Source organism: Pseudolabrys sp. FHR47 (assembly GCF_005153485.1).
Classification (GTDB): Bacteria; Pseudomonadota; Alphaproteobacteria; order Rhizobiales; family Xanthobacteraceae; genus Pseudolabrys.
Map to the genome: position 1 here is coordinate 1,665,060 of NZ_CP039740.1, position 19,354 is coordinate 1,684,413.

Here is a 19,354-nt window from a genome sequence, read left to right on the forward strand (position 1 = left end):
TGGTCCGGTGTAGAACCCATGGTGGATCAACGGCTTCGGAGCCAAACTAGCGACATATTGCCGCATCTTCTACAGTTTTGAATTAGTCTCAGCCGTAAAGGTCCCGGAAGCATTTGAAGCCATGTCCGGTATCGGAATGCGTTCAACCATACCAATTCAAAACTGAAATTCACGCGCCGCGATCGCGATCACTTTCGAGTTTTCATCGCATAACGCCGCCACCCATAACGACACCAACAAAACGCGGCCGGAAAAACTCCGGCCGACGAAGAAACAAAGTTGTTGGGGTGCGCATGCTGGATCGTGTCGAGCGTCGGAAGTTTTTCAAGCGTGGATTCGTGATTGCTGCCGTTGCAGCCTGGTTCGCTTCGCCGGCTTACGCCCAATCCACGGCCGTGCAACTCGATACGATCACGGTCGAGGGTGAAGGCGAGACCGCCACCGGGCCTGTGCAGGGCTACGCCGCCAAACGTGCTGCCACCGGCACCAAGACCGACACGCCGCTCAAAGAGACGCCGCAATCGATCAGCGTCATCACCGCCGATCAGATGAAGGACCAGGGCGTTACGACGGTGCAGCAGGCGTTGCGTTATACGCCCGGCGTGATGGCCGATGCCTACGGCCCGGATTCCCGCGTCGATTCATTTACGATCCGCGGCATCTCGGCCGACACTTATCTTGACGGAATGCGCACCACGAATTCGTGGTGGAATTCGCAGCGTCTCGATCCCTACATGCTCGAGCGCATGGAGGTCCTGCGCGGTCCGTCATCGGTGCTGTATGGCAGCACGACCGTGGGTGGCCTGCTCAACCAGGTCAGCAAGCGCCCGCAGGAAAAGGAACATCACGAGCTCGGCGTTCAGTACGGAAGCTTCAACCGCAAGCAGTTTCAAACCGACCACACCGGCAAGCTCACCGCCGATGGCCAGTGGCTCTACCGCTTCGTGGGCATCGTGCGCGACAGCGACTACCAGACCGACTACGTCAAAGACGATCGCCTGGTCGTCATGCCGTCGCTGACGTGGAAGCCGACCAATCAGACCGACTGGACCGTGATCGCCACCTATCAGAAGGACAAGACCGGCTCGTCGACCGGCTTCTACCCGCATTCGGGTACGATCTTCTCCAATCCGAACGGCCAGATTCCGATCAACCGTTTCGCCGGCGATCCCAACACCGATCTCTACCAGACGGAGACGGCTTCGATCGCCAGCCTGTTCGAGCACCGCTTCGGCGACGCCATCAAGGTTTCGCACAACATGCGCTATTCGGACATCGACGGAACATATCACACGGCCTATGTCTATCCTTGGGCTTATCTAGACGCCTCGCAGCGCACCGTCACGCGCTATGTCGACTGGTGGGATTCGCATCGCAAGACCTTCACCTCCGACACCAACGCGGAAGTGAAACTCAATACCGGCCCGGTCTCGCACAAGGTTCTCGTCGGCTTCGACTACCGCCGCATGCACGAAACCGGCTCGACCGGCGGCCATTTCGATACCACGCCGTTCGACCTCTACTCGCCGACCTATACGGCGATCACGGAGCCGACGATGACGCCGACGGCGCGTCTGGTGCAGCGGCAGACCGGTTTCTACGCGCAGGACCAGATGCGCTGGGGGCAGCTCATCGGTGTTTTCGGTGTCCGCCAGGATACGGCGACCAGCGACATTGCCGGGCTGGACGCGCAGACCGACAAGGCCACCACCTGGCGCGCAGGTTTGATGTACGAACTGCCGTTCGGCTTGACGCCCTATGTTTCCTATGCGCGCTCTTTCGATCCGCAGTTCGGCTCGGCGCCATACGGCAACGACCGCTGCATCGACTCCTCGAGCGGCCTATGCAAGCCGGTCTATGGCAAGCAGTACGAAGTCGGGTTCAAGTACTCGCAGTCGAAGAGCCTGACGGTCAACGGTGCGTTGTTCGACATCACGCAGACGAACCGCAAGACCTGGGACGCCTCGAATCTCGGTTACACGCAGATCGGTAAGGCCCGCATCCGCGGCGCCGAGCTCGAAGTACTGGCGACGTTGCCGCACGATATCGATCTGATCGCCGCCTACACCTATCTCGACGCCAAGGTGGAGGAGGGCGACAACGCCGGCAAGCACATCGATACGGTGCCGGAGCATCAGGCCTCGCTGTGGGCCAAGCACCGCTTCTCGGCGTTCGGCATCGACGGCTTCTCGGTCGGCGGCGGCGTGCGCTATGTCGGCTCGGTATGGGATGGCACCGACACGATCCAGACGCCCGGCTACACGCTGGTGGACGCGATGGTGTCCTGGGAGGACAAGAACTGGCGCTTCCAGGTCAACGGCAGCAACCTGACCGACAAGGTGTACTACACGGCGTGTCTGAGCCGCGGCGACTGCTTCTTCGGTTCTCGGCGCACGATCCTAGCGCAGCTCACCTACAAGTTCGACGCACTGCCGCCGACAGCGGGGATGGCCGCGGCGCGATAGGCCGGCTCTGGAGCCAGCAGACGACGGCCCCGCCTGTGCTATAAGGCGGGGCATGTTCGTCAATTTCTTTCACGATCTCAAAGCCGCCGGCGTGCCGGTGACTTTGCGCGAATACCTGACGCTGATGGAGGCGATGGACGCCGATCTCGCCTCGCGGCGCGTCGAGGATTTCTATTATCTGGCCCGCGCCGCGCTGGTGAAGGACGAGCGCAACCTCGACAAGTTCGACCGCGTGTTCGGGCACACGTTCAAGGGCCTCGAATTCATGGGCGAGGCGGGGATCGAAGCCAACATCCCCGAGGAATGGCTCAAGAAGCTCGCCGACAAATTCCTGACCGAAGAAGAGAAAAAACAGATCCAGGCGCTCGGCGGTCTCGACAAGCTAATGGAGACGCTCAAGCAGCGTCTCGCCGAGCAGAAGGGCCGGCATCAGGGCGGCTCGAAATGGATCGGCACCGGCGGCACGTCGCCGTTTGGCAATGGTGGCTACAACCCGGAAGGCATCCGCATCGGCGGCGAGTCAACGCATCGCCGCGCCGTCAAGGTCTGGGACAAGCGAGAGTTCAAGGACCTCGACGACCAGGTCGAACTCGGCACCCGCAACATCAAGGTGGCGCTGCGCCGCCTGCGCAAGTTCGCGCGCACCGGCACGGCCGAAGAGCTCGATCTCGACGGCACCATCCAGGGCACCGCGCACAAGGGCTATCTCGACATCCACATGCGGCCCGAGCGGCACAATGCGGTGAAGGTGCTGCTGTTCTTCGATATCGGCGGCTCGATGGACTGGCACATCAAGGCGACCGAGGAGCTTTTCTCGGCGGCGCGCACCGAGTTCAAGCACATGGAGCATTTTTACTTCCACAATTGCCTGTACGAGAAGGTGTGGAAGGAGAACCGCCGCCGCTTCCAGGACACGACGCCGACTTTCGATGTGCTGCACACCTATCCACACGACTATAAAGTTATTTTCGTCGGCGATGCCTCGATGTCGCCTTACGAGATTGCGGCGGTGGGCGGCTCAGTGGAGCACAATAACGAGGAGGCGGGCGCGGTGTGGATCGACCGCGTGCTGCGCAATTATCCCTCCGCCGTGTGGCTCAACCCGGTGCCGGAGCGAGAATGGGACTTCACGCATTCGATCGGCATGATGCGCCAGCTCATGGGCGGGCGGATGTATCCGTTGACGCTGGATGGGCTCGATCGGGCGATGCGGGAGTTGGTGAGGTAAATAGTAGCCCGGATGGAGCGAAGCGAAATCCGGGAGCGGCCGTCCCCGCATTGCACTTCGCTCCATGCGGGCTACCACTGGCTAGATCGCATCGCCATACCGTGCCGCGCGGCCGCCCGGTACCCGCATCCATTGTGCTGGATCAATGCGGATTATGGCCGGCTCTCTATTTTAAAAACATGGGATGCCAATTCACCAACGCGATTCGGGACAAGCGGGTTGAAATAGCCCCGCTGAAGCAGTCCGGCGAGCCGCCCGCGATCAACCGCGCGGCGTGGCCGAGCGGGCCGCTGCTCGCGCGGGCTGTTGTCAGTGATCGTTCCGGGCCCGGCGTTATTTATGATCCGATAATCGAGACGAAGCCCCAGCCCGCCGTGGACGCGGGCTAACGCGCATACCAAGAGCACGCGCGCCGGGGCGGCCTGTGGGCCGCCTTTTTCTTTGGGACATCAGACCGCGATGGAATGCCGCTTCTGCGCGGCCGCCAGATAGGTATCGAATACCGCGGCGACGATGCGGACGAAGGGGCGGCCGGGTCCGGTCACCTTAAGGCGCGCCCCGTCGATGGTGACGAGGCCCTGCGCCGCCAGGTCCTTGAGCGCGGTCATCTCGGCGGCAAAGTCGGCGACGCCGCCGAACGAGTCGAGATCGAGCGACAGATCGCACATCAGCCGTTCGATAATGGCGGCGCGCAGGCGGTCGTCCTCGCTGAGCGCCAGGCCCTTGACCGTGGCGAGCGTGCCGTGCGCGATGCTGCGGGAATAGCCGGCGACATCAGGCGCGTTCTGTACGAAGCCCTGCGGCAGCTTGCCGATGGAGGAGGCGCCGACGCCGATCAGCGCGTCGGCATCATCCGTGGTGTAGCCTTGGAAATTGCGGCGCAGCCGGCCCTCTCGCGCTGCGATGGAGAGTTCGTCGCCGGGCAGAGCGAAGTGATCGAGGCCGACTGCCTCATAGCCGAAGCGCGCGAACACGTCGGCTGCGACTGTGGCCTGTTCGAGGCGTTCCGCGGCGCCGGGCAGGGAGGCAGTGTCGATCAGTCGCTGGTGCGTCTTGAACCACGGCACATGGGCATAGCCGAATAGCGCGAGCCGTTGCGGCTTGAGCGCGCAGGCCAGTTTAGCGGTGCGCGTGACGTCGGCGACGGTCTGGCTCGGCAGACCGTACATCAGATCGAGATTGAGGTTCTCGATGCCGGCCTCGCGCAGCCAAGAGGCAACGCGTTCGGTGTCCTCGAAGGGCTGGATGCGGCCGATGGCCTGCTGCACGTGCGGCGAAGCATCCTGCAGGCCGAGGCTGGCGCGGTTGACGCCGATCCGCTTCAGCGCGGCGACGATGCTGCGATCCAGCCGCCGCGGGTCGAGTTCGATGGCGTGCTCCTTGATTTCGGAAAGATCGAACTGCGAGGCGAGTTCGGCGGCGATGGTTTCGAGCCATTGCGGGCCGAGGATCGATGGCGTGCCGCCGCCCCAATGCAAGTGCGTGAGCCGCGCATCGTTGAGCGAGCCGATCAGCTTGAGTTCGGCGATCAGGTGCTCGGCATAGGCATCGACCGGTTCGACGCGGCGCACGGCGCGGGTGTTGCAGCCGCAGTAGTGGCACAGCTCGGTGCAGAACGGCACGTGGATATAGAGCGACACGCGCGAGCCGCGCGGCAGTGCGTCGAGCCATGCGCGATACTCGGCCGGGCCGACCGCGGCGGAGAAATGCGGCGCCGATGGATAAGACGTGTAACGCGGAACATTACGCTCGGCGAGCGCAAGCGCGCCGCTCAGGACACGAGCTTCTGGCGCTGATTGGGAACCCATCGATCTCCGTCCTTCACATAGCTCTTCTTGACGGCGGCCCAGGCAATCATGTGCGCACGGCGCTCGCGTTCGGCATCACCCGCATGCGCCCGGAAAGCGTTGTTGAACGCTTCCCGATAGATGTCCTGCGCGTGATCGGGCAGGTGCGACCGGACCGAAGGCGGCAGGTCATGATTGGCGCGGTAAGGCATAAGCGAACTCGCTCGCGGTTTCGGGACTACCGCCGCATCGAAGAAAGCTAGAGAAAGACGGGTGCGGCTCCTTGCGATAAATCAAGTAAGGGGGGCTTAAGTTTCAGTTCCCGCAATAAAAAAGCGCCGGGGAGCCCGGCGCTTTATCGCAATCCGAAAGATTTGTGCTCAGGCGGCGTTGGCCGCCTTGGGGTCGGTGTGTTCCTCGGCCGCCTGCTGCTGGCGCTGCAGGCTCATCACCTCGCGCATGACCCGGGCGAAGTCCTTGCGGGCGGTTTCCAGCGCGCCTTCGACCACCGCACGGTCCAGCTTCTCGCGCTGGAGCGCGGCCTTGAGTTCCTCGATGGCCTGCTCGGCCGTGGCCCGGTCGTTGCTGCGCTCCTTGGCAACCGTGGCCATCTGAGCCTGAAGCGCGGCGACAGTCTCTTCGGCGCGGGCCAATGCCGCTTCCTTGGAATTGAAGGCCCGGGTCAGCGCGCCGCTGCGCTCCATCAAGGTGGCGCGCATCTGCTCGGTTTCCTTGAACTCGGATTCGCGGCGCAGTCGCTCGGCTTCAAGGTCGGCGACGCGCGCCTGCAGCGTGTCGCGCTCGCTGGCCATGTCGGCAAAGCGGCGGTCGAGTTCGCGCATGTCCTCGGCGCGCTTCTGCAGATGATCGCGTGCCTCGATGAGCAGACTGTCGGTCGCCGCGGCGCGGGCCTGCAGCGCCTCGTAGCGCATGCGCTGGCTGGTGCTCTCGTGGCCGTGCCGTTCATGCGCCTCGTCGAGCGCGGCGGCGAGCCGGCCGCGTTCATTGTTGAGCTCGGCGAAATTGCCTTCGACCTGGCGCAGCCGGCTTTGCGCGGCGTTTAGCGCCTGCTCGGTCTCGGAAATCTTGCGAGTGAGGCGCGCGGCCTCGACGCTCATCTTGTCGAGCGTCGCGTTCTGGGCGCGCTTTTCGTCGTCGGCCATCATCAGGCGCTGGCGCGCCGCGTTGAGGTCGGATTCCAGCGTGATGATGCGCTTGCTCAGGGTGGTGGCGCGTTCGTCGAGCCGGCGGTTCTCGTCGCGCAGCACGGCATTCTCGCCGGCTTCATGCGCCAGCCTGCCTTCGAGATCGGCGATCTGGGCACGGCGGGCGGCGATGTCGATGGCGATCTCGGCCTTGGTGGCTTCCACCGAGCGCAGCACGTTCTGTGTCGCCGTCAATTCCTGGCGCAACGCCGCGGCGTCCTGCTCGGCAATCTCCAGGCGCTTTTCGATTTCGGCGGCTTCGTTGCGCAGCTTGCCGTAGGCAGTGCGAGTGTTGTTGAGCACCGTCTGCAGGCTGAGCTTTTCGGATTTCTCGGCTTCGAGGGCCCGCAGCGTCTTGCTGACCGGATCGGCCAGTTTGCCCACGGCGGCCTTGATGGCGTCGAGCTCGCCGATCTTGGCATTGGCATCGAGCAGCAGGTTGCGCAGCGCTTCGTTATCGCCGCCGATCTGTGCGCCGAGCGCCGAGAACAGCTCCTCGTCGAGTTCGAGCGGGCCGTTGGCGACTGTGACGATGGCCTCGCTTTCGGTCGGCGATGGCTGCGCCAAGGCATCGATGGCGCTCGACACCGCACTCGACTTGCGGCCGAACAACCCCCCGAATTTGCTCATTGAATTCCCCTGATGCGCCGATCCGCCCGGCCAAAGCGACGCACGAATCAAATCGTTTACTATTCCTAACAGAGTGTGAACGACGAAGGGTAAACGAGGGGTTAACGAAGCGCGGTGGTGCCAGAATCTCTTATTTTGATCAATGGGTTGGGGCGCTGTCTAAATTTCGGTGGCGCTGCTGGCCGGGTACCGCTAATTGGCTTGCGCCGCGCCATCTGGCCTGTGAATAAGGCCGGCGGTCCATCTGTGGCCCGCTCGACTTGTCGGGCGAAGCAGCGGACAAGGGCAGGCTTCACTTTCAAGAATTCCCCGGGGAGACAATCGACATGAAACGTTTCGTTGCGTTGGCCGCTGCCTTGATCGCGGCCACGACCTTCACCCTGCAGACCGCTGAGGCCGGCGGCCGCAAGCACTTCGATAACCGCCTCAAGGTCGTCGCGGTGGCCACGGGTGCGGCCGCGACCGCGACCTATTTCGCGGTCAACGAATGGAAGTGGAAGTGGCAGCACGGCAGCGTGTTCTCCCAGTGGGGCACCATTGCTGGCACCACTTTGGGCTGCGCCGCGGTCTCGACCATGGTTGGCACCGTCGTCGTCAACCGTCCGCTGACCCAGCGCGAAGGCCATGTGATGATCGGCTCCTGCGTGGTTCCGATCATCGGCGGCTATCTGGTCAACGCTGCCTACGACGCCAACCCGCAGTGGGAGCCGCAGCCGGCGGTCGTGAAGAAGAAAAAGAAGAAGTAAGTCCAGCCGATCGGACTGAAACAGAAACGCCGGCGTCGCTGTCATAGCGGCGTCGGCGTTATCTTTTCCGACAGGCTGTTTATCGCCCTAGTTCTTCGCCGCGATGAATACGCCTTCGCACAGGCGGAACGTGAAGGCATCGCCTTCGTCCTGCGGCTCCAGCGCCGCTTTGACCGCCGGCGTCGTCTCCGTGAGCATGGCGCGCAGCAACCGCTTCATCGTGTCGTCGTAGCGCTGAGCCCAGCTCTTGAACTCCATGATCTTGTAGATCTGTTCTTCATGCCCCAGCGTAAAGCCGGCGTCCTTGATGGCAACGCGCCATTCTGCCATCGCCCATGCGCGCAAATGGCTCGGATCGCGAAAGCGTTCGAAGGCATTGATGTAATCGCCGACCGGGCCTTCCGGCACGACGTTGTCGACGATCGCGAGCGTGCCGCCGTTCTTCAATACGCGATGGGCCTCGGCGAGGAAGTCGGGGATCGAGTCGAAGTGATGCGGCGCAATGCGGCAGGTGACCAGATCGAAACTGGCATCGTCGAAGGGCAGGGCTTCCGCCTTGGCGTAGGTGGTGCGGATATTGCCGAGGCCGCGCTTGGCGGCCTCGAGCTTGACCATGTCCAGCATTTCCTGGGTGATGTCGGTGGCCCAGACGCGCGCGACATGCGGCGCAAAGGTATAGGCGACGTGGCCGCCGCCGGTGGCGATATCGAGGACGCGCCAGTCTTTCTGGGGAGAGGTGAGGGCGACGAGGCGCTCCAGACTCTTGCCGAGCGCGTGCGGCTTCGATGTCAAATAATGAGCGGCGGTCTTGCCGAACTGTTCCTGGACCAGGGTCTTGGTCATGGCTGGCGTCCGTAGGCTGGGGGAACTTGTGCCTACATAGCTGGTTCCGCCCGGCGGCGAAATGTCACTTTTGCGGCGACAGCTTTTCCAAAAGCGCTACAAACGCGCCGTCAGTCTTTCTTGACGTTGTGCCCGTGCGCGTCGTCATAGCCCGCGCGGTCGGAATAGAAGGCCAGCGCCATCAGGCCGCCGCCGATCAGCAGGGAGAAAAACACGCCGCCGATAATGGCGAAATAGCCGTACAGCGGAATTTCGCTGGCGAATTCCATCCAGGCGCGCACAGCAAACCACAGCGAGGCGGCGCCGACGGCGAGAAGGGGACCGATGATGTACCATTTGCCCATGATCGCCATATAGGCCGTCGCACTGGGTTTGTCACACCGGCAGCACCGATAAAAGAGACGCCCAGCCATGAAACACGGCTGGGCGTCTATCAGGCGATCGATAAACGCGATGGCTCGCGCTTACTGCTTCGGAGGCGTGGTGTTCATCGGCTTGGTGGCCGACGAACCCGAGCCCATGGCGCCCGAGCCGGTAGTCGAGCGCGAAGCCGGTTCGTAATAGGCGAAGGTCGGCGCGTTCTTCAACTGGTCCTTGGTGTAGCTCACGGTGATCTTGTCGATCGCCGCCAAGTCCGGCTTGCGGGCCACCGAGATGGCTTCGAACGGCAAGGCGATCGACTTTTCACCGACGCCCAGGAAGCCGCCGACGCCGACGACTACGGCATTGATCTTGCCGTCGCCGCCGATGACGACGTCATTGATTTCGCCGATCGAGGCGTTATCCGGACCGTAGACCGAGGCGCCGATCAGCTTCGAGCCGAGCCAGTCGGTCGACTGCTGAGATGAGACGAAGCCGCCCGACGCATTGTTCATCGTTGCGTTGTTGGTCTTCGAGGTCGCGGTCGGTGCCACGTTGGTGTTATTCGTATTGGCCGGCGGCATGGTGGTGGACTGCGCGAAAGCGGGCATCGCGAGCACGGTGGCCAGCGCGGCCGCGGTTAGGGTGCGTTTCATCATTCGTTTTCTCCTTTTGAGCACGAATTGGACAGGCAAAATTCGGGAAGCGCGGCGCCGCGTTGCCTCACGTGCGCCACATATGAAAAGAACGCAGGACATGCGCCCTGCGTTCCGAAGTTTTGTAAAATTAGAGCTGCGTCAGTTTGCGCAGGTGATCGCGTCCGTTGGAGACGCGTCAGGCCTTCTCGGAACTTTCCGCCGGCTCGGCTTTGATGTCCCGGGCTTTGCGCATGTCGATCTCTTCTGCCTCGTCGGGTTCGGCGACAGGCAAGGCTTCGACGAGCGGCATGCCACGACGCAACGTCGAGCGTAGCGCGGCGACCTCGCTCTGCAGACGCGAATTGTCCTTGCGCGCCGCCTCCAGTGCGCCCTCGACCACCGCACGTTCCATGCGCTCGCGCTGCAGCGCGGAATTGAGGTCTTCCACGCGCTTCTCGATATTCGTGCGCGACACCTGCACGTCGGCCTCGAGGTGGCCGTTGCGCTCGGTCAGCGCGGCGATCTTCTCGTCGGCGCGGGCAAGCGCAGTCTCACGGGCCTTCAACGCCTTGGTCAGCGCATTGTTGCGCTCGGTCAGCGCAACCCGCGCCTGTTCGAGGTCCTTGATCTGGCGCTCGCGCTGCTCGTGCGAGGCTTCGATCTGGGCGAGGCGCTTTTCGGCATTGTTTCGCGAGATGGTGGCTTCGACCGATTTGCGGTCGAAGGCGCGGACTTCCTCGGTGCGGGCGATCAGGTTCTGGCGCGCCTCGGCGAGCAGGCGCTCGGCCGTGGCGGCACGCGAAGTCAGTGCGTCAAGGCGCATGTTGAGGCTGTTGCGCTCGCCTTGATGGTTTTCCTTAGCCTCGTCGAGCGCCGCGGAGAGGCGGCCGCGTTCCGCATAGGCTTCGGCGAAGCTTGCTTCGACCTTGCCGAGCTGGGCGCGGGTCGCGGTCAGCGTGTTTTCGCTTTCGGTCAGGCGGCGGGTGAGGCGGGCGGTTTCGTTGAGCGCGCCATCGATATTGGCCTGCAGTGCGCGCTTTTCGTCTTCGAGCAAAGCGAGGCGTTCGCGGGCAGCGGCGAGTTCGCCTTCGAGTTCGACGATGCGCTTGTCGGCGGCGTCGAGCTGGTCCTGCGCGGTGCGGCGCGCTTCGCCCAGCGCGCGGCGCTGCGCGGTCTCCTGCGCGAGCTGACGCTCCAACTCGGCAATCTGCGCCGCGCGGGCCGACAGACCGTCGGTCAGTTCGAGCCGGGTGCTCTCCAAGCCGCGGTTTGCTTCACGGGCGAGTTCAAGGTCCTCACGCAGCTTCTCGGCCTCGGCTTCGAGCGCGGTTGCCTTACGTTCGATCTGGTAGAATTCGCCGCGCAGCGTCTCATACGAGGAGCGCGATTCCGCCAGCATGTTCGACAGGCTGAGGGTGTGCGATTTTTCCTGCTCGAGGGCGCGCAGCGTCGAGTTGAAGGGATGGACGATCTTGTCGAACGCGGCCTTGAGCTCGTCGAGTTCACCGATCTTGCGGCCGGTGTCGTTGAGCAGGTGGCGCAGCGCCTCGTTCTCTTCGCCGATGCGCGAGCCGACGTCGGAGTAGTTCTCCGATGTGATCTGCCGGGCGACGGGATTGGCGGGCTGGCTGCTGGCGGGGCGGGCGACTTCGCCGACCTTGCGGTCGGGCTCTTGCTCGCGGGGCTTGCCGCCAAACAAATCCGATAACTTCGCCATAAGATACGCCTCCACACACGCCCGGCTTTTGCCGGTACGCTCACACCTGTGGCTTTTAAGATATTATAAACGAATGGGGATTGGAACATTGGCAAGCCCCAATCGTCCGCCCTGAAGCGGCAGACCGCGATCATGGTTAACGGCGCAAAAGCGCCGAATAATCAGGGGATCGACGTGAAACCGTCGCAAAAGCGCGGCGCGAGGCCGTCGCGCCGGAACGAGCCGATCTCAGTTCGAATAGTCGCGTACCAGGGAATGGCGTTGCCGGTGGCGGCCGAGCGCCAGATTGACGAGCCGGGTCAACAGTTCCCCATAGGGCACGCCCGAGGCTTCCATCATCTTCGGGTACATACTGATCGAGGTGAACCCCGGCAGGGTGTTGATTTCGTTGAAGTAGAACTCGCCGCTTTTCCGGTCGAGGAAGAAGTCGACCCGGGCGAGCCCATTGCATTCCAGCACCGTGAAGGCCTGCGCCGCGAGCGCACGAACCCGCGCCATGGCGGCTTCGTCGATCCGCGCCGGCAGGTCGACCGAGGCGCCGTCCTTGTCGAGGTACTTTGCCTCATACGAATAGAACTCGTGCCGCGGGTCCGGATTGATCTCGCTGGCGACGCTGACGAACAGCGGATCGTCTTCGAGCACGGCAACCTCGACCTCGCGGGCATCGATGCCTTGCTCGATCAGGATCTTCAGGTCGTAGCGAAAAGCATCGTCGAGCGCGGCCTTGAGTGCGTCCCAGGACTTGACCTTATGAACGCCGACACTCGAACCCATGTTGCAGGGTTTCACGAAGACCGGCAGCGTCAGTTTCTGGCGGGCCGTCTCGATGCAACGTGCGGCATCGCGCTCATAGTCGCGGCGCATCAGGGCCACATAAGGGGCGATCGGCAGTCCGGCGTAGGCTGCCAGCCGCTTGGCAATATCCTTGTCCATGCTGACGGCCGAGGCGAGCACGCCCGAGCCGACATAGGCGACGTCGGCGAGATCGAGCAGGCCCTGGGTCGCGCCGTCCTCGCAGAGCGGGCCATGTATGACCGGGAAGAACACGTCGATGTCGCGAACGGGCGCTGCGTTGCCGCTGACGGGTATGAGCGAGCCGCGGCCATCGGGCTGGCTCGCCAGGCGCACTTCCGCCGCATCGCGCAGGATCGGCAGAGCCTTGCCCGCCGTCTGCTCGAGCGTCTTGAGATCGTTCAATTGCCACAGCCCGGTCTTGTCGATGCTGACCGGGATGACGTCGAAGCGCTCGCGATCAAGATACCGGAGGACGGATGCGGCCGACTGCAGCGATACTTCGTGTTCGCCGGACTTGCCGCCATAGAGAACCGCTACGCGAATTTTCTGGGTCATGGCCTTTGACTATCACCGCGTGGCGCCCGCGCGCCACCCCGCACACCGATTGGCGTCGTCAGGTGCGACAGCGAGGATAACGGGCGACTTCGGTATTCGTTTGACAGGCGGTAAGTTATTCTAGACCAACAAGGATTGAAACATTGCCGTGGTCGAAACGCCCGGCCTTGCGTGGCGGATCGCGGCCGTGGTTAACGGCCGCGGGCAAAGAATTCGGGGACCGCAGATGAATTCGCCACAGAACACGGACGCGACGCCCGCGCTGCCGGCCGCCGGCGAGACATATACCTATCGCGCGTCGCTGCTCGGCGCGCCATTCACGTTCCGGCTCACCGACGACGGGCTGGCCTTCGAGGCCGGACGGCGCGCCGGCCTCATTCCCTATCAGGCGATCGCGCGGCTGCGGCTGTCGTTCAAGCCGTCGAGCATGCAGTCGGGGCGTTACGTTACTGAAATCTGGGCCGCCGATGCGCCCAAGCTCACCGTCGTTTCGAGTTCGTGGAAGAGCATGATGATCCAGGAGCGCCAGGACAAAGCCTATTCAGCTTTCCTCACCGCGTTGCATCGCCGGCTCGATGCCGCCGGCGCAAAGACGCAATTCGAGCGCGGCAGCGTGCCGGCGCTGTACTGGCCGGGCCTCGCGGTCTTCGCCGCCGTCGCTTTCGGCATGGCCTTGCTGATCGTGCGCGCGTTGCAGGTCGACGCCAAAGCCGGTGCGGCCTTCATTGGCGGCTTCCTCGCGCTATTCCTGTGGCAAGGTGGCAACTTCTTCCGTCGCAATAAACCGGGCGCCTATCGTCCCGATGCCCCGCCAGCCGACTTGCTGCCTTAGAACGCTTACTTCGTCGCCGTTTCGATCGACTTCGGCGTCACGTACCGTTCCAGCCGTCCCGATTGCGGATGCAGTTTGCTCCAGTCATCGAAAGCAAAGTCGATGATGACAAGCCCGGCGGTCGGCAGTTTCTCGCGCAGTCGTTCGCGCGCCTCGATGTCGCCGGAGGCGATCAACATCAGCGCCACTTCGTGCAGCGACGGATTGTGGCCGATCACCATCAGCTTGCGCACGGGCGCCGCCGTCCCGGCGACGATCCTGAAAATGTCCTGTGGCGTGGCGTCATAGACGTGGTCGTTGGTCGTCGTCCCCGGCGCCGGCTTGAGCGCGTCGGCGAGGTGCTTCCAGGTTTCCTGGACGCGGCGCGCTGGTGACAGAACGACCCCGTCGGGGGTCAGCGCGTGGGTTGCCATATAGGCGCCGATCTGCCCGGCCTCGCGTTTCCCGCGATCGACCAGGGCCCGGTTGCGGTCGTCCTTGCCGAGTTCAGCAGGCTCGGTCTTGGCGTGGCGGAGGATGAGCAGACGCCGCATGGTCACTTCCGGCTGAGGGGTTCTAGCTAAAGGGCAGGGCGATGGGCTAAGGGGGTCGAATCTGCGACAGACTATCACCCCTTGGCGGCATCAGTTCGGACCGGCAATAGGCCGAAACGGTGACAGGGCGCTGCGACACGAGACCTCAGCGGATGACCGATTCCGATCCCAGACCTCTGTCTTCGCCGGCGACCTGGTACGAGGCGACACAGGTGGCGCGGCCCCATCACCCGCGGCTCGGCTTCGACCTCGATGTCGATGTCTGCGTGATCGGCGCCGGTCTGGCCGGCCTGACCACCGCCCTTGAAGTCGCCCGGCGCGGCTGGTCGGTGGCGGTCCTGGAAGGTGGCCGCGTCGCGGAAGCGGCGTCGGGCCGCAACACCGGTTTCGTGTTGCCCGGCTTTGCCGAGAGCATCGACGCCATGGTCGAGCGCATCGGCCTCGACCACACCAAGCAACTCTGGGCGCTGTCGGAACAGGGCGTCGAATATGTCCGCCGCACCATCGCCGACAACAATTTGCCGGGCGTGGATCCGGTGCCGGGCTGGCTGCGCGTGCATCAGACCGACGAACCGGATCGCGTGCGCGCCGATGTCGAACGGTTGCGCTGGATCGGCGCCGACGTCGAGATGTGGCCGACCGAGCAGGTGCGCACCGAATTGGCGAGCCAGCACTATTTCAGCGCCGTGCATTGCCGCAATGCTTTCCATATCCATCCGCTCAATTACGCCCTCGGCCTCGCGCAACGCGCGGTCGATGCCGGCTGCCGTATCTTCGAGGAGACGCCGGCGCTGTCGATCGATCCGGCCGGTGTGCGTAAGCGCATCGCCACACCGAACGGCCGCGTGCGCGCCGCCCATGTGGTGTTCGCCGGCAATGTGCAGCTCGGTGGTGTGATGCCATCGCTGGCCGCGACCTTGCTGCCGGTCACGACCTACGTGATGGTGACTCAGCCGCTCGGTGAGCGGCTCACGCAATTCGTGCGCTATCGCGGCGCCGTCAGCGACACCGACCGCGCCGATAATCACTATCGCATTGTCGATGGCGACCGGCTGATGGTGTCGGGGCGGCTCCGGGTCTGGCCCGCCGACGCAGGGCGGTTTGCCGGCGCGCTGGTCTCCGACATGGCGTGGAAGTTTCCCGGGCTCGGCCGCGTCGAAGTTGCGCAGATCTGGTCGGGCACGCTCGGCCGCACCATCCATCGCATGCCCCAGATCGGTGAGATGTCCGAGGGCGTCTGGGTCGCCAGCGGCTTTGCCGGCCACGGCCTCAACACCACCGCGATGGCCGGCGAACTGATCGCCCGCGGCATTGTCGAGGGCGACGACACCTGGCGACTGTTCGCTCCCTACGAACTGGTCTGGGCCGGCGGCCGCATCGGCGCCGCTGTCGCGCAGGGCCTGTATTGGTGGCGCAGCGCTGCGGCAGCGGCGGCTGGCGCTCTATCGCGCTATCGCGAACGCCGCCGTCTCGCCAAGGCCGAGCGCGAGGCCGCGGTCGCCGCGGCCGGGCCGGTTGTTCCGCCTGAGCGCATGCCCGCCGAGGAACTGGCGGCGGCGCCCGTCGCCTCGGAACCGACCGCCGCCAATGTGCCCTCTGGAACGCCACCCGAGGGCCAGACCGAGCGGCGCAAAAATCGTCCCAAGCGACGTAAGGCGAAGAAGAGCGAGCCTGACGGTTCCGCGCCGCCGGATGCCGCGCCGTCACAGGAAAGCACCACCCATTAAGAATTGTGCCGTCATGTTGGAAACCCGCCGGCGGATTCGCCGGTTGACCGGTGTTCCCGGGGGGTATTCGGCAGCATGCACGCGGCAAGAATTTCAGCACCAGCTTTCGTGGCTATCGGCGTGCTCCTTGCGGTCACTCCGGCTCGTGCCGAGCAGCCCAAGCGTTCGACCGACTGGACGCTGACGCTTGGCGTTGAGGGGCGCGTGCTGCCGGAATTCGAAGGCAGTAAAAACGACGTCCTGAGACCGGTCCCTGTTTTCAGTTTTCGCCGCGCCGGCACGCCCGCACAGTTCCGAAGCCCGCGCGACGGCGGCGGCGCCGCGATCTTCGATACGGGACCGTTCAAGTTCGGTCCGGCCATCAAGGTCAAGCTGCCCCGCAAGGAGAGCGAAGACATCGCCCTGCGGGGCCTCGGCGATGTCGGCTGGACGCTGGAAGCGGGTGCTTTCGCCGAATTCTGGCCGTCGGACTGGCTGCGCACGCGGCTCGAAGTGCGCCGGGGCTTCGGCGGCCATGAGGGAATTGTTGGCGACCTGTCGGCCGACATCGTCATGCCGCTGACCGAGCGGCTGACCGTGTCCGGCGGTCCGCGCCTGAGTGCGGCCAATGCCGAGGCGCTTTCGCCCTATTATTCAGTCACCTCCGGTCAGTCGGCGGCATCGGGCCTGCCTGTCTATTCGGCAGGCGGCGGCCTCAAATCCTGGGGCGCCGGTGCGCAAGTCAGTTATCAGATCGATCCGAACTGGCGCAGCTACTGGTTTCTGGAGTATGAGCAGCTCGCCGGCGACGCGGCCAGTTCTCCTCTGGTCACGCAGCGCGGCTCGATCAACCAGATGCAGGTGGGGATAGGGCTTACGCGGTCCTTCGATATTCCCGGCCTGTGGTAGGCTGCAAACATCCACGAACGCCGAGCTTTCCGTCCATGAGAATTCTGACCGCTTGCGCGGCGGCCCTCCTTGTCGCGGGCTGCGTCGATACCAATTCCAATTTGGCCTCCACCGCTTTGGGGACATCCGGTTCGTCGCCCCGGCCGAAGACCGTTGTCGTCGCGGACTTCGTCGTCGCGCCGGAAGTGCTGCTGATCGACCGCGGCTACACTGCGCGGCTCGAGCGCAAGATCGGCGCCTTCCCGACGCATGAGCGCAAGCCGCGCACCATGGATCGCGTCAATGACGAGATCGTCGCCTCGATCGTCGCGACATTGCGCGAGGCCGGTCTCGACGCGCAGCCCGGCGCCGAGGAGGGGCTGAGTGGCTCATCCAACGCCGTCGTGGTCACCGGCCGCCTGCGGCCGTCCGACGCCAATGCGCGCAAGAACGAAGCCGGCATCGGCGGCGGCAAGAGCAATGTGACCGCGGACATGACGATGTCGGCCTTCTCCAGCCTCGGCAAGCGCCAGCTTCTCAGCTTCTCCGCGGAAGCGAACGCGAAGCTGCCGTCGGGCAAGGCGGCCTCGACCAACAACTCGGAAATCGCCGGCGTGCTGGCGAGCCTAGAAGGTGCCAAGGAGAAGCTGTCGTCGGACGTCGAGGCGGCGGCGCGCAAGCTCGGCCGCGCGGCAGGCGAGAAGATTGTGGCCTACGCCAGGGTCCAGGGCTGGTTGAACAGACCGGAGGGGGAAGACGCTGTTGCCGAGGCGCCGAAACCGGCGAGCGCCAAGCCCAGTCAGCAGCCGAAACCGTCAGGGGCCAAGCCGTCCGAGTCCCGATCCGATGAATCGGCGTCCGATGACGTGGCGGGTGAACCGGCCGACGGCGAGACCGAGATGGTCAAATTGCCTGCAGCGAAGCCGAAGAAAAAGCCGGCGGCGTAAGAGCCGCCGCATTGATCGTCGAGCGCGCGACGATGCGATCGGATTGTCTGCGGCTCTTCTTGAGCTGACGGTATCTTATGCGTTCAGCATCGGCTCCGTGACATGCGATGCGTCAGCGATATTCATTTGTTGCGCTGCCGCACAAGTGGGCCGTGATCTATTGATTTGAATCAAGGTTGTGGGCTGCCGCCGTCGCCACGTTGTTGCGCATAGTTCGACACAACGGCGAGCGCAACCATGCAGCATCACGACATTCCGGGCACTGTCGTATTCGACGGCACACAGGCGCAGAAAGGCTATGCGCTGAACGCCATGTGCTATTCGTTCAACGCGGCGGCCAATCGCGATGAATTCAAGCGCGACGAAGACGCTTACTGTACCAAATACGGCCTGAACGACGAGCAGCGCACGGCGATCCGCGAGCGCAACGTGCTCAAGCTTCTCGCCGCCGGCGGCAATGTCTACTACCTCGCCAAGTTCGCCGGCATCCTCAATCTCAACGTCCAGGACATCGGCGCGCAGCAGACCGGCATGAGCGTCGAAGCGTTCAAGGAAAAACTGGCGGCAGCGGGAAGGTAACGACCATGGCACAAATCGTCGGCGCAATCGCGACTTCACATATTCCGGCCATCGGCAAGGCGATCGCTCAAAAGCAGCAGAACGATCCGTACTGGAAGCCGTTCTTCGATGGCTACGCCGCGGCCCATGCCTGGCTGCAGCAGGCCCGGCCCGACGTCGTCGTCATGATCTACAACGACCACGGCCTCAACTTCTTCCTCGACAAGATGCCGACTTTTGCCGTGGGGGCCGCCGCGCAGTATCGCAGCGAAGACGAAGGCTGGGGCCTGCCGGTGCTCAATTCATTTCCGGGCGACGCCGCATTGTCATGGCATCTGATCGAGCATCTGGTGGCCGATGAGTTCGACATCGTTTCCTGTCAGGACATGGCCGTCGATCACGGCTTCACGGTGCCGATGAACCTCATGTTCCCGGATGCCGGCGGCAAGTGGCCGGTGAAGACGATCCCGATCTCGATCAATACCGTGCAGCATCCGCTGCCGTCTCCGGCGCGCTGCTGGAAGCTCGGCCGCGCCATTGGCCGCGCCATCGAAAGCTACCCGAAGGATCTCCGCGTCGTGGTGTTCGGCACCGGCGGGCTGTCGCATCAGCTCGACGGCGAGCGCGCCGGCTTCATCAACAAGAAGTTCGACCTCTACTGCCTCGACAACATCGTGCGCGATCCCGAGGCGTTGGCCAAATTGTCGGTGATCGATCTGGTGCGCGAGGCGGGAGCGCAAGGTGTCGAATTCCTGAACTGGATTGCGATGCGCGGGGCGCTGCTGGGCAATGTGAGCCAGATCCATCGCAACTATCACATCCCGATATCCAACACCGCCGGCGCCACTCTGGTGCTCGAGAACCGCGCCGCTGCGCAAAGCCAGGCGGCCTGACACCTGCGACCTGCAACAGGAAGTTCTA

18 protein-coding genes are annotated in these 19,354 nt (G+C 63.8%); 9 read left to right on the forward strand and 9 right to left on the reverse strand.

What is annotated here, in order from left to right; all coding sequences use genetic code 11:
• Positions 1-338: 338 nt before the first annotated feature.
• Positions 339-2,465 (forward strand): TonB-dependent siderophore receptor, encoded by a 2,127-nt coding sequence (locus tag E8Q40_RS08170; RefSeq protein WP_246663035.1) that lies wholly within the window; start codon positions 339-341, stop codon positions 2,463-2,465.
• Positions 2,466-2,517: 52 nt separating this feature from the next.
• Entirely contained in the window at positions 2,518-3,693 is a 1,176-nt protein-coding gene (locus E8Q40_RS08175) for a VWA domain-containing protein (RefSeq protein ID WP_137043915.1), read from the forward strand.
• A gap of 449 nt (positions 3,694-4,142) precedes the next feature.
• Here the strand turns inward: E8Q40_RS08175 and hemN are convergent, their stop codons facing one another.
• The 3 genes from hemN to E8Q40_RS08190 all read right to left on the reverse strand — a co-directional run bounded on the left by hemN (position 4,143) and on the right by E8Q40_RS08190 (position 7,315).
• On the reverse strand, positions 4,143-5,501 hold the full coding sequence (hemN, locus tag E8Q40_RS08180; RefSeq protein ID WP_137043916.1) for an oxygen-independent coproporphyrinogen III oxidase: 1,359 nt from the start codon (positions 5,499-5,501) through the stop codon (positions 4,143-4,145).
• Complete coding sequence (locus E8Q40_RS08185) at positions 5,465-5,692, reverse strand: ChaB family protein (RefSeq protein ID WP_137043917.1); 228 nt, start codon at positions 5,690-5,692, stop codon at positions 5,465-5,467. The genes hemN and E8Q40_RS08185 overlap by 37 nt, the downstream gene beginning before the upstream one ends.
• A gap of 168 nt (positions 5,693-5,860) precedes the next feature.
• Positions 5,861-7,315, reverse strand: a complete 1,455-nt coding sequence (locus E8Q40_RS08190) for a hypothetical protein (protein WP_137043918.1) — start codon at positions 7,313-7,315, stop codon at positions 5,861-5,863.
• Positions 7,316-7,641: 326 nt separating this feature from the next.
• On the opposite strand from E8Q40_RS08190, the gene E8Q40_RS08195 reads away from it, so the two are divergent.
• Positions 7,642-8,061: a hypothetical protein gene (locus E8Q40_RS08195; protein WP_137043919.1), complete on the forward strand. Its 420-nt coding sequence runs from the start codon at positions 7,642-7,644 to the stop codon at positions 8,059-8,061.
• A gap of 87 nt (positions 8,062-8,148) precedes the next feature.
• On the opposite strand, the gene E8Q40_RS08200 is transcribed toward E8Q40_RS08195, so the two are convergent.
• The 5 genes from E8Q40_RS08200 to E8Q40_RS08220 form a co-directional block, all read right to left on the reverse strand.
• Positions 8,149-8,904: a methyltransferase domain-containing protein gene (locus tag E8Q40_RS08200; protein WP_137043920.1), complete on the reverse strand. Its 756-nt coding sequence runs from the start codon at positions 8,902-8,904 to the stop codon at positions 8,149-8,151.
• 110 nt (positions 8,905-9,014) lie between these two features.
• Positions 9,015-9,257, reverse strand: a complete 243-nt coding sequence (locus tag E8Q40_RS08205; protein ID WP_246663036.1) for a hypothetical protein — start codon at positions 9,255-9,257, stop codon at positions 9,015-9,017.
• 111 nt (positions 9,258-9,368) lie between these two features.
• Positions 9,369-9,923 (reverse strand): PRC-barrel domain-containing protein, encoded by a 555-nt coding sequence (locus E8Q40_RS08210; protein ID WP_168197773.1) that lies wholly within the window; start codon positions 9,921-9,923, stop codon positions 9,369-9,371.
• A gap of 175 nt (positions 9,924-10,098) precedes the next feature.
• Positions 10,099-11,619, reverse strand: coding sequence for a hypothetical protein (locus E8Q40_RS08215; RefSeq protein WP_137043922.1), 1,521 nt, complete (start codon positions 11,617-11,619; stop codon positions 10,099-10,101).
• A gap of 228 nt (positions 11,620-11,847) precedes the next feature.
• On the reverse strand, positions 11,848-12,969 hold the full coding sequence (locus tag E8Q40_RS08220) for a D-alanine--D-alanine ligase family protein (protein ID WP_137043923.1): 1,122 nt from the start codon (positions 12,967-12,969) through the stop codon (positions 11,848-11,850).
• A 226-nt stretch (positions 12,970-13,195) separates the two neighbouring features.
• Between E8Q40_RS08220 and E8Q40_RS08225 the strand changes: the two genes are divergently transcribed.
• The gene (locus tag E8Q40_RS08225; RefSeq protein ID WP_137043924.1) at positions 13,196-13,801 is read left to right on the forward strand and encodes a hypothetical protein; all 606 of its coding nucleotides are present in this window, start codon (positions 13,196-13,198) and stop codon (positions 13,799-13,801) included.
• A gap of 5 nt (positions 13,802-13,806) precedes the next feature.
• On the opposite strand, the gene E8Q40_RS08230 is transcribed toward E8Q40_RS08225, so the two are convergent.
• The gene (locus E8Q40_RS08230) at positions 13,807-14,334 is read right to left on the reverse strand and encodes a histidine phosphatase family protein (RefSeq protein WP_137043925.1); all 528 of its coding nucleotides are present in this window, start codon (positions 14,332-14,334) and stop codon (positions 13,807-13,809) included.
• A 152-nt stretch (positions 14,335-14,486) separates the two neighbouring features.
• Here E8Q40_RS08230 and E8Q40_RS08235 point away from each other — a divergent pair, with 152 nt between their 5' ends.
• The 5 genes from E8Q40_RS08235 (at position 14,487) to E8Q40_RS08255 (ending at position 19,326) form a co-directional block, all read left to right on the forward strand.
• Entirely contained in the window at positions 14,487-16,061 is a 1,575-nt protein-coding gene (locus E8Q40_RS08235; protein ID WP_137043926.1) for an FAD-binding oxidoreductase, read from the forward strand.
• 120 nt (positions 16,062-16,181) lie between these two features.
• Entirely contained in the window at positions 16,182-16,949 is a 768-nt protein-coding gene (locus E8Q40_RS08240; protein ID WP_168197774.1) for a MipA/OmpV family protein, read from the forward strand.
• Positions 16,950-16,984: 35 nt separating this feature from the next.
• Entirely contained in the window at positions 16,985-17,875 is an 891-nt protein-coding gene (locus E8Q40_RS08245) for a hypothetical protein (protein WP_137043928.1), read from the forward strand.
• A gap of 237 nt (positions 17,876-18,112) precedes the next feature.
• Entirely contained in the window at positions 18,113-18,454 is a 342-nt protein-coding gene (locus E8Q40_RS08250) for a protocatechuate 4,5-dioxygenase subunit alpha (RefSeq protein WP_137043929.1), read from the forward strand.
• A gap of 5 nt (positions 18,455-18,459) precedes the next feature.
• The gene (locus tag E8Q40_RS08255) at positions 18,460-19,326 is read left to right on the forward strand and encodes a class III extradiol dioxygenase family protein (RefSeq protein ID WP_137043930.1); all 867 of its coding nucleotides are present in this window, start codon (positions 18,460-18,462) and stop codon (positions 19,324-19,326) included.
• Positions 19,327-19,354: the final 28 nt, after the last annotated feature.